A 16,077-nucleotide genomic window follows, 5' to 3' on the forward strand; every position below is an offset into this window, starting at 1 on the left:
TCGAACCCTCGATACGTTGCCGTATACACACTTTCCAGGCGTGCTCCTTCAGCCACTCGGACACCTCACCAAATTTTGGTCTGTGGTTTAACGTGTTCAGCAACACGGTGCTCGCTGCGCTGTTGCGCTGGAACGGGGCGTAATTTAGGGGAAAGCCCCGCCCGCGTCAACGGCTTTTTTCACCTGGCGAACCGTTCGAACACTTAATGCACAGATTCCGGTGCGACCTGGATTTCCGGCAGGTTGAGGAAGCCGGAACGTTCGCATTCAGCAACCAGTTCGTGGGTAGCGGCGATGGTGCTTTGCACGAACAGCAGGAACTGCTCGACGCTGAGTCCGGCCTTGGTAAAGACGGTGTGGCCGACCACCAGCCGCGGCAGGTTGTCATCGATGATATCGAGGAACACCTTGAGGGAGGGGTACTGCATATTGAGCCGGCCCAGTTCGGCAACCAGCGGCAGCATTGCGGAGGGGCGCACTTCCAGCTCGGAGGAGAACAGCAGGCCTTCCTCTTCCACGAAGATCCGGCTCTCCTGAATACCATCGACCGACTGCAAAGAGACAATGTGGATACCGTGACACTGGTCGCAGACATAGTGCTCGATACGAGCCTGTTGCAACCAACGCATTATCATTTCGGAGCTGGGGATATTCATCATTTCCACGACAAGATTGGGATCAAGGGGCGCAGTCTAAACCAATTTGCTATCAACAAAAAGCACGCCAACCCGATAACCCTGCGGCTCGCTTCTTTTTGGCAAGCGCTATGCATATACTCAGCCAAATCCACGATGACGCTTGCCCCACAGGGGGCCCCATGACTATCCAAGAAAAGTATCGCCTTCATCTGAAATCACTCTCGGATGAGCTGCTCACCCTGCAAAAACCCATCCGCATTCTGAATGCCATCAAATGGCCACGCCATCTGCAGGATCGCTTTCTGGCAAGCGGTGGCAGGGAGCTGCCCGCTATCGACAGGCACTTCTATGATGCCCTCCCCCTCGGCTTCGATCCGCGCAACAAGTATCTGGAGCTCAAGGAGCTGCGGGACAGGATCCGCAGAAAGTTGGGGCCACAGGACGATCTTGGCCGGATCCTGCAAGAGACGGTCGATCAGTACATGGTGGTGATCGAGATGCTGCGCCAGCGCGGCCAACCCGATTTTCAGCGTTACAGCCAGCTGCTTTATGGCTCTGCCAGCGATCACCTGCGCGGGGATCGCAAGACTCTCAAGGAGCTGGGCGCCCGCCTGTGCGATATCTTCTCCCTGCCCGGCGCCCGCCATCTGGTGCGCCCCTACCCCAAGGAGTTCGAAGGAGAGGCCGCGGTCGCCAAACTGCAGGGCAAGCTGTCGAGCTACTTCAGTGACGGCACTGTGCAGGTGAAGCTGAGCGATGGCATCGTCTCCGATGCCGCTGCCGGGGGCGACTACATCAAGCTCAACTCCCACGCCCGTTTCTCCGAGCTGGACTTGCAGGTGCTGGAGGTACACGAGGGGTGGGTCCATGTCGGCACCACCCTCAACGGTCGCCAGCAGCCTTATGCCACCTGGCTGAGCGCCGGTTCACCGCGGATCACCGCCTGTCAGGAGGGGTTGGCCGTCCTGATAGAGACCCTCACCTTCAGCTCCTTTCCGGATCGGGCCAAGCGTATCTCCGATCGGGTGATGGCCATCGACATGGCCGAGCGCGGCGCCGATTTTATCGAGGTGTTTCAGCACTTCGTGCAGCAGGGCACCAGCGAGCACGACGCCTACAAGATCACCCAACGGGTCTTTCGTGGCGGCATGGTGGGCGGCGGCGCCTGCTTTACCAAGGATCTCTCCTACGTGCGTGGCTATGTGGAGACGGTGAACTTTATCCGCAGCGCCGTGCTGGAAGGGGTGCCCGAGATCCTGCCGATGCTATTTGTCGGCAAGGTGACACTGGATGACATTCCGGTGCTCTATCAGCACTATCTGGAGGGGCTGATCGCCGCTCCCCGCTATTTGCCGCCGATGTTTCGCGATCTCACCGGCCTCTATGTCTGGTTCGGTTTTGCCTCCGGCATGTCACTGGTCGATATAGGCCGGGTACAGCACCATTTTCGCCAGCTGTTTCAACGCCTGCCGGTGGCCGATCCCATCATTGCGCCGGTGGATATCGAGATCGACTGAACCGCATAGAAACAAGTTGGGGAAACAAGCAGGAAAAACAAAGGGCGCCAGATTGGCGCCCTTCTCGACGATTCAATTATCGCAGCCGACTTACTTGTAGGCCCGACCTTCGAGATAGTGTTTGCGACAGAGTGACACATAGCGATCGTTGCCGCCGATCTCCACCTGCTCGCCATCACGCATCACCTGCCCTGCTTCGTTGACCCGGGAGTTCATGTGAGCCTTGTTGCCACACCAGCAGATACTCTTCAGCTCTTCAAACTTGTCGGCCAGACAGAGCAGATGGTAGGAGCCCGGGAACAGCTCGCCGCGAAAATCGGTCTTGAGGCCATAGGCCATCACCGGAATATCCTGCTCATCGACGATGCGGGCCAGCTGGTAGACCTGCTCACGGGTCAGGAACTGGGCCTCGTCCACGATGAAAACATCGATATGTTTCTTCGCATGGCGCGCTTTCACCATTTCAAACAGATCGCAGCTGTCGCTGAACACGTCCACCTTCAGTTCAAGGCCAACCCGGGCACTGATCACCCCGACCCCGAAACGGTCATCGATGGCTGGCGTCATCGCCAGAGGATGCATGCCCCGCTCCAGATAGTTGAAGTGCGCCTGAATGAGCTGGGTGGATTTGCCTGAATTCATGGTGGCAAATTTGTAGTGCAGTGAAGCCATGATACTGTTCCGAAACTGAATTTATGGGGCGCATGCTAACCAAAGCCCCTGACAAAACCAAGGGGCCCGCGGGCCCCTTGCTCTATAAATGTTACGCGGTGGCCAGCACTGGCCGCGCTTTGGCCTTTTTCAGGTGATAGCCGGTAAAGAGCACGAACCAGAGGGCACTGACACTGAAACCGGCCAGGCTGGAGTGCATCAAGCCCATCGCCAGGTAACCGATGGCCGCGCCGAAGGCGATGGCCAGTGCATAGGGCAGCTGGGTCATCACGTGATCGATGTGATGGCAACCGGCACCGGTGGCAGAGAGGATGCTGGTGCTGGAGATGGGTGAGCTGTGATCCCCGAACACGGAGCCAGCCAGTACCGCAGCCAGCATCGGCAACATCAGGCTGATGTCGCTGGCGGCGGCCATGTCACCGGCCAGCGGCAGCATGATGCCGAAGGTACCCCAGCTGGTACCGGTAGCAAACGCCATGGCACAGGAGAGGATAAAGACCACGGCAGGTAGCACTTCGATCGGCAGGTTGCCGTTAGCCAGCGAAGCCAGGTACTTGCCGGTCTCCACGTCGCGCACCACGGCACCGATAGTCCAGGCGAACAGCAGGATGTTGATGGCCGGCAGCATGGCCATGACGCCCTGCGGAGCGGCCTTGATCCAGTTCTTGGCACCCAGCTTCAGGCGCATCGCCAGACCGATGGAGACCACCAGACTGCACAGGGCACCGTAGACCAGCGAAGAGCCGACGTTGGTATTTTCGAACGAGCCGAGCACGCTGAAGGGCAGCCCTTTCTCGCTCAGCACCGCAGCACCGGAATCGATCATAAAATAGATGGTGGCGGCGGTCAGGGTCAGAATCGGCAGTACCATGTCGATCATGCCGCCGTTGCTCTCCTCCGGGCTCTCCATATCCAGACCGATGGGGCGGCCCTTGGACTCATCCCACAGCTTGCCTTCCAGTGCCCACGCTTCGTGTTGACGCATCGGGCCGATATCGAGTTGGAATGCAATCACCACCAGCACCATGATCAGGGTGAAGACGGCGTAGAGGTTCATCGGGATCATCTCGACAAATGCCGCGATGGGGCTCTGTTCAGTCAGACCGTGTGCCGCCATGATGCCGCCCACCAGGGCGATGATATAGGCGCCCCAGGAGGAGATGGGCATCAGCACGCAGACCGGCGCCGCGGTGGAGTCCAGCAGATAGGCCAGTTTGGCACGGGAGATCTGGAAGCGGTCGGTGACCGGACGGCAGATGGCCCCCACCGACAGGCTGTGGAAGAAGTCATCGATAAAGAAGGCAAACACCATCATGCCAGTCAGGGCTTTGGCGCCCTTGCGGGTCTTGGCACGACGCTCGGCCCACTCGGCAAAGGCACGGGTCGCCCCAGAGACGCTCATCAGGCTGATGAGGCCACCCAGCAGCAGCATAAACAGGATCATGTTGACGTTGTCACGATTGAGCGCGCCATCGACCCAGAAGATCTTGAGCACGGTATTCAACATGTAATGCAGGGATTCGAGGGGTGAAAACTGATTGAGCAGCAAACTGCCGGTGACGATGCCCACACCAAGGGACAGCAGCACGCGGCGGGTCATGATCGCCAGCGCGACAGCCAACAGGGGGGGAAGAACGGACCAACCGGAGTCGGCGAAATGACTAATGTCCATGATCTCTTTGCACCTAAAGATTACAGGTGGAGATCTACCGAGAGGATCTAAAGAAACAAAACCTATGGGGAGGTCATACTCCTCAGCCCCTTCAGGTAGCGCTCCATAGTGGATGACTATGGCAGTCCTGCACCTATTAGATGCAGAACCAGCAGCCCGGTATGATGGCCTGGCCACTTCGGCGCTGACTCCTTTCCTTGTGCATCACAGGCATCACCCTCCGCACAAATACTCATAGGCAGCGCGCCTCTACTTAAAGGTATTCGCCGCACATTTTATCGAGATGGCAGCTTATAGCAAGTTTTTTGATTAAATAGTCACGATAAACATATCAAGGTCGAAAAATGGTAGTCAAATGATGCAACAACGCCTGTTTTGACGCTATTTTCACCTACTTCAGCTTCATTGGCATCCAATCTCCAAGCCTATTGCTGGCCATATTTAATATCTGCATTGATGTTCCCCACGGATATTATATTTAACCCGGCTTGACTTATTTAAATCGCCAAGCAAGAATCAGCTGGAACATAATATTTCTCTCTGACTCGACGTGGTAACTCCTATGAATGAATTTTTAAAGGTACTGCTTAATATCCGCAGTCTGCGTGCGACCTGCCGCGAACTTTCTCTGGAACAACTGGAAGAGGCACTGGAAAAACTCTCTGCGATCGTTGCTGAGCGTCAGCAGGATGAAGCTGCCGAGCGTCAGGCCCGTGAAGAGCATCTGCGGAAAATTAACGAATATAGCGAAATGCTGAAAGCCGCCGGTATTGACCCGGCAGAATTGGTAAGCGCTGTCGCTAGCAACCCCGGCAAATCAGAAAAAGCCAAGCGGGCGCCACGTCCTGCCAAATATCGCTATCAGGATAATGGCGTAGAGAAAACCTGGACCGGCCAGGGCCGTATGCCTTCGGCTATTGCCAGCGCAGTGGCAGCAGGCAAATCACTGGAAGATTTTGCTATCTGACAGCGCTTGCGTTACGAATAAAAAACCTCGCTAGGGCGAGGTTTTTTATTGCCGCTTAAATATGACACATCAGATAGCCGATTGCGGGCGATCTGCTGCCTTGACCCACAGCACTTCACGATCCCCTGCCACGCAGATGAGATAGCGGGCAACGGTAAAGAACCAGTCACTCATCCGGTTCAGATAGGGCAGCACCTCGGGATTGACCCGCTCTTCCCGGCTCAATGTCAGCAGCAAGCGCTCGCAATGACGCACCAGAGTACGCACCACATGTGCTTGCGCCGCGGCACGGGAACCACCGGGCAATATAAATTGGCGCAGCGGCGGCAATGGCTCACTATAACGATCTATCTGCTGTTCAAGGCGAGTGGTCCAAGCGGCATTAACCTGCCAAATCGATTCATTCTGGGCGTCACTGGAGAATGCCAACTCCCCCCCCAGATCAAACAACTCCTGTTGCAACAGCTGTAAATCAGCCAATAAACCGATCTCTTGCGACGGCACGTCACAAATCAGCAAGCCAATATGGGAGTTGAGCTCATCGATATAACCGTAGGTCTCGACCCGCAAATGATCCTTTGGCAACTGGATACCATCGGCCAGCCGGGTCATGCCCTTATCGCCCTGCCTCGTATATATTCTCATACCGACATCCTGTTAATAATGGGAATAATCATGGACTCAAGTCCATTGAGTTTGATTTCGTAAGCCAACGCCAGCGTCTGGCCCAATTTACCCGCCGGAAAACCGCTGCGCGCCATCCACACCAGATAGGGCTCGGGAATATCGATGATACGTCGACCCTGATATTTACCGTAAGGCATCTTGTTGGTCAGGGTCAGCAGCACCTGTTCGTCGGATAGCCAATCCATATTAATCGATATCCAGATATTTATGAGTCTGGATTGAGAGTCGCCAGTTACGCGCGATACAGGTATCCATCGCCAATTGGGTGGCCCTTGGCTTCTGGCTGATCGGCTGCAAGGCAATGACCACATCAGGGCGCAGGGTAGCAGTAGCGAGCAGCACATCCAGCTCTTCAATATGGTGCTCGGTGGCCACCGGATGCTTGATCTCGTTGGCCCGCTCCAGCGCCGAGACCAGCACAGGCAGCCCCCCTTTCATACCGATCTTGGGGGAGACTGTTACCCAGGTCTGCTCATGAGTCTTGATCTCGCTGGTGCCACTGGTTTCAATCTGCACCTGATAACCCGCAGCCAGCAGGGCTGACGAGAGTTCGTGCAGATCGTAGAGGCAGGGCTCGCCACCGGTGATCACCACATGGCGAGCCTGATAACCCAGATCGGTAAAGCTCTTGATAATCTGCGCGGTGCTGAGTTGGCTCCAGCAATCGGATTCGTTGGAGCGATCCAGCACCGCCGCCTTGCCCACTTCACGAGCCGGATCAACAACCCAGGTATGACGGGTATCGCACCAGGGGCAGCCCACCGGGCAACCCTGCAGGCGAACAAAGATGGCGGGCAGGCCGGTAAAGATGCCCTCCCCCTGGATGGTCTGGAAAATCTCGTTGATTGGGTAGTGCATCTCGATCACGGCTTGTTGCAAAAGTCGCGGATTATACCCCAAGCCACGGCAAGACGCAGGCTCACTCTGCGCTTTTCTCGCCCAGCCCGGTTTTCTCAAACAGTCTGGCCATGATGCCCGCCTTGTCGGCCAGATAGTTGTTCAGGCCGCGACTGCGCAGTTCACACGCAGGACACGTGCCGCAACCGTCACCGGCAATGCCGTTGTAGCAGGTCAGGGTCTGCTGGCGCACCGTGTCGAGGTGACCATAGTGATCCGCCAGAGCCCAGGTCTCGGCCTTGTCGAGCCACATCAGGGGAGTTTCAAAGCGGATGCCGCGATCCAGCCCCAGCGACACCGCCTGATTGAGGGCCTTGACGAACTCGTCACGGCAATCGGGATAGCCGGAGAAGTCGGTCTCGCAGACACCGGTGATCACAGCTTCGGCGCCCACCTGATAGGCATAGATGGAAGCCAGGGTCAGGAACAGGATATTGCGGCCCGGCACGAAGGTGTTGGGCAGGCCATTATCCTGCAGCTCGCAGCTGACCGGGATGTCGTCACGGGTCAGGGCAGAGACCGCCAGCTCATTGAGCAGCGTCACATCCATCACCTTGTGGGCGGCGATCCCCAGAGCACTGCCCAGACGACGCGCGGTGTCGATCTCTTCCCGATGGCGCTGGCCATAGTCGAAGGTGATGGCATGCACTTCATCATACTGAGCCAATGCCTGTACCAGACAGGTGGTGCTGTCCTGACCTCCACTGAAAACCACGACTGCTTTTTTCATCTTGATAACTCCTTGAATTGTCACGCGCGGCGGCCTTCGGCAAAGTCCTGCCACTGGGTATTCAACCGATTGAACAGGGTCAGCAAGGGCACATAGTGCTCCGGCCTCCCCTCCCACCGGGACAAGAGGTGATAGCCCGCCTCTATGGTAGAGAGGGCATCGGGAAAGGGTTTCTTTCGAATGGCATATTGACCGGCAATGGCACCAATGCCGATGCGGGGCAAACGGGCCAGTGTCGGGTTGCTCTGCAACATGCGATAGGCTTTGCGCCAGGTGCCGTCAAGCAAGATAAAGGCGACGGATGCGGAGCTAGAGGATTCAATCTCCCACTGTTGGCGAAGATCGGTCAGCGAAATGGCATCCTCATCCGGCCAGAGTAGATAGCAGCGACGGGAAGGATCTGCAAGCAACCCATTGAGCCACTCATCGCGGGAAAAGTCCTCCCCCACATGGATCTCGCACTGTTGCAAAGAGGCCGCCAGCAGCGCCGCAGTCCCCTTGGGATGTGCCACCTCGTTGGGGTGCTGCAAGATGTAGAGGGGCGTGTGATTGTCAACCGGCACAATATAATCGCACAGGCAGGCTTTGAGGGCTCGGGTGCAACGTGTACAGTATCGACTGTTCTTGTCGTTGGACTGTTTCATGCTGTCAGACAAATCTGGATTGCTCTGGGTTATCACGCTCTCTCTCACCAGCTTGCTACTCTTCTTTACCGTTCCCAATCTTCAGCTCTCCTTCGATCGGCCCTTGATCGCCGGGGGCGAAGGGTGGCGGATCATAACAGGCAATCTGGCTCATACCAATCTGTGGCACCTGCTGCTCAATCTGGGCGGCCTCGCCATCCTCTATAGCCTGTTTCGCGACTATTTGGGTGGGGCTCACCTGCCGCTGCTGATGTTGCTGCTCTGGTTGGCAGTGGGCTTGGGGATCTGGTGGTGGTGCCCGCAGACCCAATGGTACATGGGGCTATCCGGCTCGCTGCATGGTCTGTTTGTCTGGGGAGCAATGCAGGATATCCGCCACGGACGCCGCACGTCGGGCTGGTTGCTGCTAGCGGGGATGGGGCTCAAGCTGGCGATGGACTTCTACAACGCAGGAGAGAGCCCGATATCCACCCTGATCAATGCCAGGGTACACATCGGCTCTCATCTTATCGGGGCCGGTGCAGGCCTGTTGCTCGGCCTGCACCGCGTATCACTGAGTGAGCCTGTTACGCACCAGCCAGCTCGGCATTGATGCTGGCCAGCATGGCGGCCGGATCGACAGCCTGCGTAATGGGGCGACCGATAACCAGATAATCGGACCCCGCCTCGACCGCCGCTTTCGGTGTCATCACCCGGCGCTGATCCCCGGCCGCTGAACCGGTCGGGCGAATACCCGGGGTCACCAGCTTGAAATCTTCGCCCAGCAAGGCTTTCAACTCATGGGCCTCGTTGGCAGAGCAGACCACCCCATCCAGACCGGATGTTTTGGTCAAGGTAGCCAGCCGGATCACCTGCTCGGCGGGGCTTACATCCAGACCAAGAGGGATCATGTCGGACTGCTCCATGCTGGTCAGCACGGTCACGCCGATAAGCAGGGGGGCCTTGTCGCCATAAGGCAGTAGCGCCTCTTTGGCGGCACGCATCATCCGCTCACCACCACTGGCATGCACGTTGACCATCCAGACACCGAGCTCGGCACTGGCTGCCACTGCTTTGGCAACGGTATTGGGAATATCGTGAAACTTCAGATCCAGAAAGACATCGAATCCCTTGGCCACCAGCTGGCGTACAAACTGCGGGCCAAACAGGGTAAACATCTCCTTGCCTACCTTGAGACGGCACTGGGCCGGAGAGATACGTTCAACGAACGCTAAGGCATCTGCCTCGTGCGGATAATCCAGCGCTACCAGTACTTTGGGATCTTGCATCTCACATCCTATTGCTTGTTATTCACCGTCCAGACCGCGGATCGGCTTGATGGAACCCCACTGGCGACAAGACGGGCACTGCCAGAACAACGAGTGAGTGGCAAAGCCGCACTGCCGACACTTGTGGGTTGACTTGATTTTTATCTGCTCGCCGACCAGCTGTTGCAGAAGCTCGAGGCTCTCCTTGGCAGGCCCCTCCTCCGCACTGGCCAGTTGAAAACCCACCAACTGGTAAAAACCTTTCATCGACGGATGACGACGCAGCTGACGCAGCACCAGCGAACGGGCCTGGCTCAGGCCATCACGCTCTTCAACCAGCTTGGCAAGGGCCAATGTCACGCTGACGCAAGCGTGATCTTCCACTGCCTTCTCAAGCAGTGGGATCAACGCAGGCGTGCGCCCCAACTGCTGATAGCACTCGAGCAATTTGGGCATTGCCTCGGAGGCAAAGTCGATATCCTGCTCGAACACCCGCAGCAGCTCCTTGCTGGCCTGCTCATACTGCCCCTCTGCCATGGCGAGCTCAGCGAGGCGCAAACTGGCGCGGGCACATGCCGGATTGATACTGAGCGCCCGTTTGAGCTTGGCCAGCCCCTCCCCTTTATTGCCCTCACGCAGCGCGATCTCGGCTTGCTCGCAATAGAAATGGGAGATGGGGTCGGCCAGCTTCTTGCCCTGGAATTTTTGCAGACGAACCGCCACATCGATGGCCTTATCCCAGTCCCGCAACTGCTGATGGATGATCAACAGCTGTGCCAGCGCCGTCTCTTCATAGTCGCTGTCATCACACAGCTCATTCCAGAGCGCTTCCGCTCGGTCCAGCAGACCAGCAGCCAAAAAGTCGCGCGCAAGCTCCTGCAGGGCAAGCTGTCGCTGCTCCCGGGTCAGTTGGCGGGTTACCAGGTTCTGGTGGATCTTGATGGCACGATCGACCTCCCCACGCTGGCGAAACAGGTTGCCGAGGGAGAGGTGTGTTTCGATGGTTTCACTGTCCACCTCAAGCAGTTGGATAAAGAGATCCACCGCCTTGTCGGATTCATCGGACAGCAAATAGTTGAGGCCCGCCACATACTGGCGGGAAAACTGGTTACTCTGTTTCTGGGTGTCCTGGCGAACACTCCTGCGACCCATGTACCAGCCATAACCGGCGGCGATGGGTAACAGCAGGAAAAGCAGTTCAAGCATTGAGGAACATTATTCCTTACCCGGTGACCGGGCCAGCTCCAACTCGCGGGATTGACGACGCATGGTGCGGTTGAGGGTGCGGTTTTGCATTTTCAGGCGCAGGAACAGCAGGCCGAATACCAGCCAGCCCAGCAAAAAACCGCCAGCGAAGAAGAAGCCCAACAGCATGGCAAGCGAAAACTCACCCTGAGCGATCAGGTAATTGAACTGAACCAGCTGGCCATTTTGTGAGCCCAGCGCCAGGGTCAGAACAAACACCAGCACCAGCGGAATGAGGGCCAAAATACGCTTCATAAGAGCTCCCTGTCAGTATCTAATGAGAGGCTGATTATCCTTAAAATCGCAGGCAGACTCTAGAGTGAATGGGAAAAGAGTTTAAGAAACAAGACGATTGGCACAGGAATCGGTGCCAAAAAGAAAAAAGGCATACCCGAGGTATGCCCATTTCTGCATTATTCAATGATGTTGACGCGCTCGCGCAACTCTTTGCCAGGTTTGAAGTGCGGGACATATTTCCCGGTCAGTTCAACCTTGTCCCCAGTCTTGGGGTTGCGGCCCACACGGGGCGCACGATAGTGCAGTGAAAAACTGCCAAATCCGCGGATTTCAATCCGGTCGCCGTTTTGCAAGGTCGACGCCATCTGCTCAAGGATCTCCTTGATGGCGGCTTCGACATCCTTGGCCGGCATATGCATGCGGCTGGCTGCCAGTTGTTCGATGAGATCTGATTTGGTCATAACGTTAAATCTCCTTCCCCGATCACATGCAATATTCATTTTGCCAGGATAAAAAAGGGCGGCGCAATGCCGCCCTTTTCTTGCATCAAGGATTACTCACCCTTGGCGGCTTTGAACGCTTCCATCATAGCATTGCTGAACACAACTTCTTCTTGTTGGTTCAGGTTATCGATAGCAACACGCTCATCAGCCTCGTCCTTAGCACGGACAGACAGGCTTACGGTGCGGTTCTTACGATCAACGCCCATGAATTTAGCTTCAACTTCGTCACCAACAGACAGCACCAGAGTGGCGTCTTCTACACGGTCACGAGCAGCGTCGGAGGCACGCAGGTAGCCTTCTACGCCATCAGCCAGTTCGATAACGGCACCTTTGGCATCAACCTCGGTAACCTTACCCTTCACGATAGCACCTTTCTTGTTGTCAGCCAGGTACTTGTTGAACGGGTCTTCTTCGATCTGCTTGACACCCAGGGAGATGCGCTCACGCTCCGGATCCACTTGCAGAACAACGGCTTCGATCTCGTCGCCTTTCTTGAATTCACGCACGGCTTCTTCGCCCTGGTTGTTCCAGGAGATGTCAGACAGGTGAACCAGGCCGTCGATGCCGCCATCCAGACCGATGAAGATACCGAAGTCAGTGATGGACTTGATCTTGCCGGAAACACGGTCGCCTTTGGCGTGAGTTTCGGCAAACAGCTGCCACGGGTTGGATTTGCACTGCTTCAGACCCAGGGAGATACGACGACGCTCTTCGTCGATGTCCAGAACCATCACGTCAACCACGTCGCCAACGTTAACAACTTTGGACGGGTGGATGTTCTTGTTGGTCCAATCCATCTCGGATACGTGTACCAGGCCTTCAACGCCTTCTTCGATTTCAACGAAGCAGCCGTAGTCGGTCAGGTTGGTCACGCGGCCAGACAGACGGGTGGTCTCCGGGTAACGCTTGGCGATAGCAACCCAGGGATCTTCGCCCAGCTGCTTCAGACCCAGGGATACACGGGTACGCTCGCGGTCGAACTTCAGAACCTTGACAGCGATCTCGTCGCCAACGTTGACGATTTCGGAAGGATGCTTAACGCGCTTCCACGCCATGTCGGTGATGTGCAGCAGGCCGTCAACACCGCCCAGATCTACGAATGCACCGTAGTCGGTCAGGTTCTTGACGATACCCTTAACTTCTTGACCTTCTTGCAGGTTAGCCAGCAGGCTTTCGCGCTCGGAGGTGTTCTCGGTCTCGATCACGGCACGACGGGAAACAACAACGTTGTTGCGCTTCTGGTCCAGCTTGATGACTTTGAACTCGAGTTCTTTGTTTTCCAGGTGAGCGGTGTCACGGATCGGACGCACGTCAACCAGAGAACCCGGCAGGAAGGCACGGATGCCGTTCAGTTCAACGGTGAAACCACCCTTGACCTTGCCGTTGATGATACCGATAACGGTAGCTTGCTCTTCGTAAGCCTTCTCAAGCTGCAGCCAGGCTTCGTGGCGCTTGGCTTTTTCGCGGGACAGCTTGGTTTCGCCGAAACCATCTTCGATAGAGTCCAGAGCCACGTCAACGGTGTCGCCGACGTTGATTTCCAGCTCGCCCATGGCGTTCTTGAATTCTTCAGCCGGGATAGCGGACTCGGATTTCAGACCGGCGTCAACCAGTACGAAACCGTTCTCGATAGCAACGACAGTACCCTTGACGATGGAACCTTGACGGGTTTCAACGGCGTTCAGGGACTCTTCAAAGAGTTGAGCAAAAGATTCGATCATTGTTTATGTCACAAATGAAACATCCACTTGCAATCCGGCACAAGCGGGGCTGTTTTAAATAATCTGCGCCATCCTTGGTGCAGACGACCGGATGTCAGCTTGCGCTGGCATCACCAAGTTGTTGCTCTGCATAGGCGAGTACTGTTGCCAGCACTTCATCTATGGTCATAGCGGTAGAGTCTACCACCAGAGCATCTTCTGCCGGTTTCAGGGGTGCAGTAGCGCGATTTCTGTCGCGATCGTCACGTTCCCGAATCTCGGTTAAAAGACGCTCAAAGTTAACATCAAAGCCCTTATCTTGCAACTGCTTATAGCGACGCTGGGCCCGTTCTTCGGCACTGGCGTCGAGGAAAATCTTCACCTCGGCCTCGGGGAAAACCACTGTGCCCATGTCACGACCATCGGCAATCAGACCCGGGGCCTGACGAAATGCACGCTGACGGCGCAGCAAGGCTTCGCGCACCCGGGGGAAGGCAGCGATTTTACTGGCAGCATTACCCACTTCTTCGGTGCGGATGGTGCGGGAGACATCTTCCCCTTCCAAGATCACCTTGACCAAATCGCCTTCTACCTGAAATTGCACATCCAGATTGGCAGCCAGAGGCACCAGTGAGGCTTCATTGTCCAGCTCTACATCGTGATGCAGGGCGGCCAGGGACAACACCCGATAGATGGCGCCCGAGTCCAGCAAGTGCCAACCCAGCTTCTCAGCAAGCAGTTGACACAAGGTGCCTTTACCTGCACCACTGGGGCCATCAATTGTCATTACGGGGGCCATCTGAGGCATAACTTCTCTCCTGCACTGTGTTGCTCCCATCCCGAAGGGGTGGGTTAATGGGCGCCGATTATACCCGAATGTGGTGAGCCTGGCAGTCATCAATCCGCACAAAGAGCCAAAACCTCGACGGGCAGCAGTGCTTGTATCTCATTTGGAGATTTCATTAAGCAATGCAGGGACTTGTTCTTATGGTCGTTCCTGACAAGGCGCGCTAAACTGGCCCCCTTTTTTGAGCCGTTAGTAGTAAGGAGCAACCTATGAGCAGCGTTACCCTCGTGGCCAAATCCAAATTGCCAACCCCCTGGGGCACCTTCACGCTGGTAGGTTTTCAGGAAACCGGCACAGGCAAAGATCACGCCGCACTGGTGATGGGCGACATTACCGGTGAAGAGCCCGTGCTGGGCCGGATCCACTCAGAGTGCCTGACCGGCGACGCCCTGTTCAGCCTGCGTTGTGACTGCGGTTTCCAGTTGCAGGCGGCCATGGAGAATATCGCCAAAGCCGGTCGTGGCGTGTTGCTGTATGTGCGTCAAGAGGGCCGTGGCATCGGCTTGCTCAACAAGATCCGCGCCTATCACCTGCAGGATCAGGGGGCCGATACCGTGGAGGCCAACGTAGCCCTTGGTTTCGCCGCCGATATGCGCGACTACACCATCTGCGCCGATATGCTCAAGCAGCTTGAGGTCAAGTCTCTCAAACTGATGACCAACAACCCGCGCAAGATGAAAGCGATGGAATCCTTCGGTATTCCGGTGGCCGAACGGGTTCCGTTGCAGGAAGGACGCAATCCCCACAACGAGTTCTATCTGTCGACCAAGGCCAACAAGCTGGATCATATGCTCAAAAAATGATCCTGCATTGACGAATGCCAGATAGTCAAACGCCTCCCATTGGGAGGCGTTTTTCTTGGGATGACCACACATCAACCCAAGCTATCTAAGTGGCACGGTCAGATTGGCCAACAGTTCTTCAAGCTCTTCGCCAGTGCGGGCAGCACAGTATTGTTCGACCCGCTCGCGGGTCAATTGCGGCGCGAGACGTTCAATCAGATCGTAGAGATAGCCGCATAAAAATGCCCCTCTGCGCAACCCGATAGTGGCCACACCGCCTGGTAGCCAGGGCGCCGTTTTGAGCACCAGATCCCCATCGCGCTGGGGCTCCCAAGCAAAAGTTGCCATCACCCCGATGCCCATCCCTTGTCTGACATAGGTCTTGAGCACATCGCTGTCGCTCGCACAGCAGGCGATCCGGCTCTCGGCATGAGCGCAATCAGTGCCATGAGCTGTGGAGAGAGCCCTTCCGTCAGTCACCAGCGCAAACTCCACCAGCTCAGCCGAGGTCAGCGAGGTTGCTTTGGCCAACGGATGATCCTTGGGTAGCACCAAGCCCCGTTGCCACTGAAAAGAGGGGAGCATGAGCAGATCGCTCCCATCCTCCGGTTCATCCGCCAGCAGCAGATCGGCAGCGCCATCATGCACGGCTACGCGGCACTGCGCCGCACTCCCTTGCATCACCGTCACGGCAACTTTGGGAAAGCGGGCCATAAAACCCTTGAGGATGGCGGGCAGAATATAACGGGCTTGCAGATGAGTAGCCGCAATGGTGAGGGTTCCCTGCTCCGGATGCACATGCTGCCTGGCCATTACCTTGATGGTGGCGACCTTGTCCAACACCTCGGCGGCCACTTTGATCACATCACGACCTATGGGGGTGATTTGGGTCAGGTGTTTGCCGCTGCGCTCGAAGATCTGGATCCCCAGCTCATCCTCCAGCATCCGCACCTGTTTGCTGATCCCGGGCTGGGAGGTAAAGAGGCTCTCGGCGGTGGCCGACAGATTCAGCCTGTGGTTGGCCACCTCGACGATATAGCGCAATTGCTGCAATTTCATGGTGTAGCCCTCAAGCGAACCCACCGTTAATAG

Annotated in this window: 19 protein-coding genes and 1 riboswitch; of the genes, 4 read left to right on the forward strand and 15 right to left on the reverse strand. The window is 56.5% G+C overall.

Annotated elements, in window-relative coordinates; genetic code table 11:
* Window positions 1-203 precede the first annotated feature (203 nt).
* The gene (locus tag OKC31_RS19845) at window positions 204-659 is read right to left on the reverse strand and encodes a YbjN domain-containing protein (RefSeq protein ID WP_005337119.1); all 456 of its coding nucleotides are present in this window, start codon (window positions 657-659) and stop codon (window positions 204-206) included.
* A 158-nt stretch (window positions 660-817) separates the two neighbouring features.
* Between OKC31_RS19845 and OKC31_RS19850 the strand changes: the two genes are divergently transcribed.
* Window positions 818-2,155: a flavohemoglobin expression-modulating QEGLA motif protein gene (locus OKC31_RS19850; RefSeq protein WP_270657475.1), complete on the forward strand. Its 1,338-nt coding sequence runs from the start codon at window positions 818-820 to the stop codon at window positions 2,153-2,155.
* Between the two features lie 90 nt (window positions 2,156-2,245).
* On the opposite strand, the gene OKC31_RS19855 is transcribed toward OKC31_RS19850, so the two are convergent.
* Entirely contained in the window at window positions 2,246-2,827 is a 582-nt protein-coding gene (locus tag OKC31_RS19855) for a thymidine kinase (RefSeq protein WP_005351181.1), read from the reverse strand.
* A gap of 91 nt (window positions 2,828-2,918) precedes the next feature.
* On the reverse strand, window positions 2,919-4,499 hold the full coding sequence (locus OKC31_RS19860; RefSeq protein WP_005359896.1) for a Na+/H+ antiporter NhaC family protein: 1,581 nt from the start codon (window positions 4,497-4,499) through the stop codon (window positions 2,919-2,921).
* A gap of 88 nt (window positions 4,500-4,587) precedes the next feature.
* Window positions 4,588-4,759, reverse strand: a riboswitch (Lysine riboswitch).
* A gap of 302 nt (window positions 4,760-5,061) precedes the next feature.
* Between OKC31_RS19860 and OKC31_RS19865 the strand changes: the two genes are divergently transcribed.
* Entirely contained in the window at window positions 5,062-5,466 is a 405-nt protein-coding gene (locus OKC31_RS19865) for an H-NS family histone-like protein (protein ID WP_270657476.1), read from the forward strand.
* Between the two features lie 69 nt (window positions 5,467-5,535).
* Here OKC31_RS19865 and OKC31_RS19870 read toward each other — a convergent pair whose 3' ends face one another.
* The 5 genes from OKC31_RS19870 to OKC31_RS19890 all read right to left on the reverse strand — a co-directional run bounded on the left by OKC31_RS19870 (window position 5,536) and on the right by OKC31_RS19890 (window position 8,424).
* Window positions 5,536-6,111, reverse strand: a complete 576-nt coding sequence (locus OKC31_RS19870; RefSeq protein WP_005351171.1) for a cob(I)yrinic acid a,c-diamide adenosyltransferase — start codon at window positions 6,109-6,111, stop codon at window positions 5,536-5,538.
* Window positions 6,108-6,338 carry a DUF3820 family protein gene (locus OKC31_RS19875; protein ID WP_005337126.1) on the reverse strand — a complete coding sequence of 77 codons (231 nt, stop codon included), beginning with the start codon at window positions 6,336-6,338 and terminating at the stop codon, window positions 6,108-6,110. The genes OKC31_RS19870 and OKC31_RS19875 overlap by 4 nt, the downstream gene beginning before the upstream one ends.
* A 1-nt stretch (window position 6,339) precedes the next feature.
* A complete protein-coding gene (gene queE, locus OKC31_RS19880; RefSeq protein ID WP_164537038.1) occupies window positions 6,340-7,011 on the reverse strand; it encodes a 7-carboxy-7-deazaguanine synthase QueE in 672 nt (223 codons plus the stop codon).
* A 61-nt stretch (window positions 7,012-7,072) separates the two neighbouring features.
* The gene (queC, locus tag OKC31_RS19885; RefSeq protein WP_042013218.1) at window positions 7,073-7,780 is read right to left on the reverse strand and encodes a 7-cyano-7-deazaguanine synthase QueC; all 708 of its coding nucleotides are present in this window, start codon (window positions 7,778-7,780) and stop codon (window positions 7,073-7,075) included.
* Between the two features lie 20 nt (window positions 7,781-7,800).
* The gene (locus OKC31_RS19890) at window positions 7,801-8,424 is read right to left on the reverse strand and encodes a tRNA-uridine aminocarboxypropyltransferase (RefSeq protein ID WP_270657477.1); all 624 of its coding nucleotides are present in this window, start codon (window positions 8,422-8,424) and stop codon (window positions 7,801-7,803) included.
* Here OKC31_RS19890 and rrtA point away from each other — a divergent pair.
* Complete coding sequence (rrtA, locus tag OKC31_RS19895; RefSeq protein WP_270657478.1) at window positions 8,423-9,016, forward strand: rhombosortase; 594 nt, start codon at window positions 8,423-8,425, stop codon at window positions 9,014-9,016. The genes OKC31_RS19890 and rrtA overlap by 2 nt on opposite strands.
* Here the strand turns inward: rrtA and pyrF are convergent.
* The 6 genes from pyrF to cmk form a co-directional block, all read right to left on the reverse strand.
* On the reverse strand, window positions 8,991-9,692 hold the full coding sequence (pyrF, locus tag OKC31_RS19900; protein WP_270657479.1) for an orotidine-5'-phosphate decarboxylase: 702 nt from the start codon (window positions 9,690-9,692) through the stop codon (window positions 8,991-8,993). The genes rrtA and pyrF overlap by 26 nt on opposite strands.
* Window positions 9,693-9,710: 18 nt before the next feature.
* Window positions 9,711-10,877 (reverse strand): lipopolysaccharide assembly protein LapB, encoded by a 1,167-nt coding sequence (gene lapB, locus OKC31_RS19905; protein WP_270657480.1) that lies wholly within the window; start codon window positions 10,875-10,877, stop codon window positions 9,711-9,713.
* Window positions 10,878-10,886: 9 nt separating this feature from the next.
* Window positions 10,887-11,171, reverse strand: a complete 285-nt coding sequence (locus OKC31_RS19910) for a LapA family protein (protein ID WP_005337143.1) — start codon at window positions 11,169-11,171, stop codon at window positions 10,887-10,889.
* A gap of 158 nt (window positions 11,172-11,329) precedes the next feature.
* Complete coding sequence (ihfB, locus tag OKC31_RS19915) at window positions 11,330-11,614, reverse strand: integration host factor subunit beta (protein ID WP_005299934.1); 285 nt, start codon at window positions 11,612-11,614, stop codon at window positions 11,330-11,332.
* 92 nt (window positions 11,615-11,706) lie between these two features.
* Window positions 11,707-13,377 carry a 30S ribosomal protein S1 gene (rpsA, locus tag OKC31_RS19920; protein ID WP_005337148.1) on the reverse strand — a complete coding sequence of 557 codons (1,671 nt, stop codon included), beginning with the start codon at window positions 13,375-13,377 and terminating at the stop codon, window positions 11,707-11,709.
* Window positions 13,378-13,471: 94 nt separating this feature from the next.
* A complete protein-coding gene (gene cmk, locus OKC31_RS19925; RefSeq protein ID WP_120414083.1) occupies window positions 13,472-14,164 on the reverse strand; it encodes a (d)CMP kinase in 693 nt (230 codons plus the stop codon).
* 248 nt (window positions 14,165-14,412) lie between these two features.
* On the opposite strand from cmk, the gene ribA reads away from it, so the two are divergent.
* A complete protein-coding gene (ribA, locus tag OKC31_RS19930) occupies window positions 14,413-15,006 on the forward strand; it encodes a GTP cyclohydrolase II (protein ID WP_005337152.1) in 594 nt (197 codons plus the stop codon).
* An 81-nt stretch (window positions 15,007-15,087) separates the two neighbouring features.
* Here the strand turns inward: ribA and OKC31_RS19935 are convergent, their stop codons facing one another.
* Entirely contained in the window at window positions 15,088-16,044 is a 957-nt protein-coding gene (locus OKC31_RS19935) for a LysR substrate-binding domain-containing protein (RefSeq protein WP_270657481.1), read from the reverse strand.
* Window positions 16,045-16,077 lie beyond the last annotated feature (33 nt).

It is taken from the genome of Aeromonas sp. Y293-4 (assembly GCF_027705905.1).
Classification (GTDB): domain Bacteria; phylum Pseudomonadota; class Gammaproteobacteria; order Enterobacterales; family Aeromonadaceae; genus Aeromonas; species Aeromonas veronii.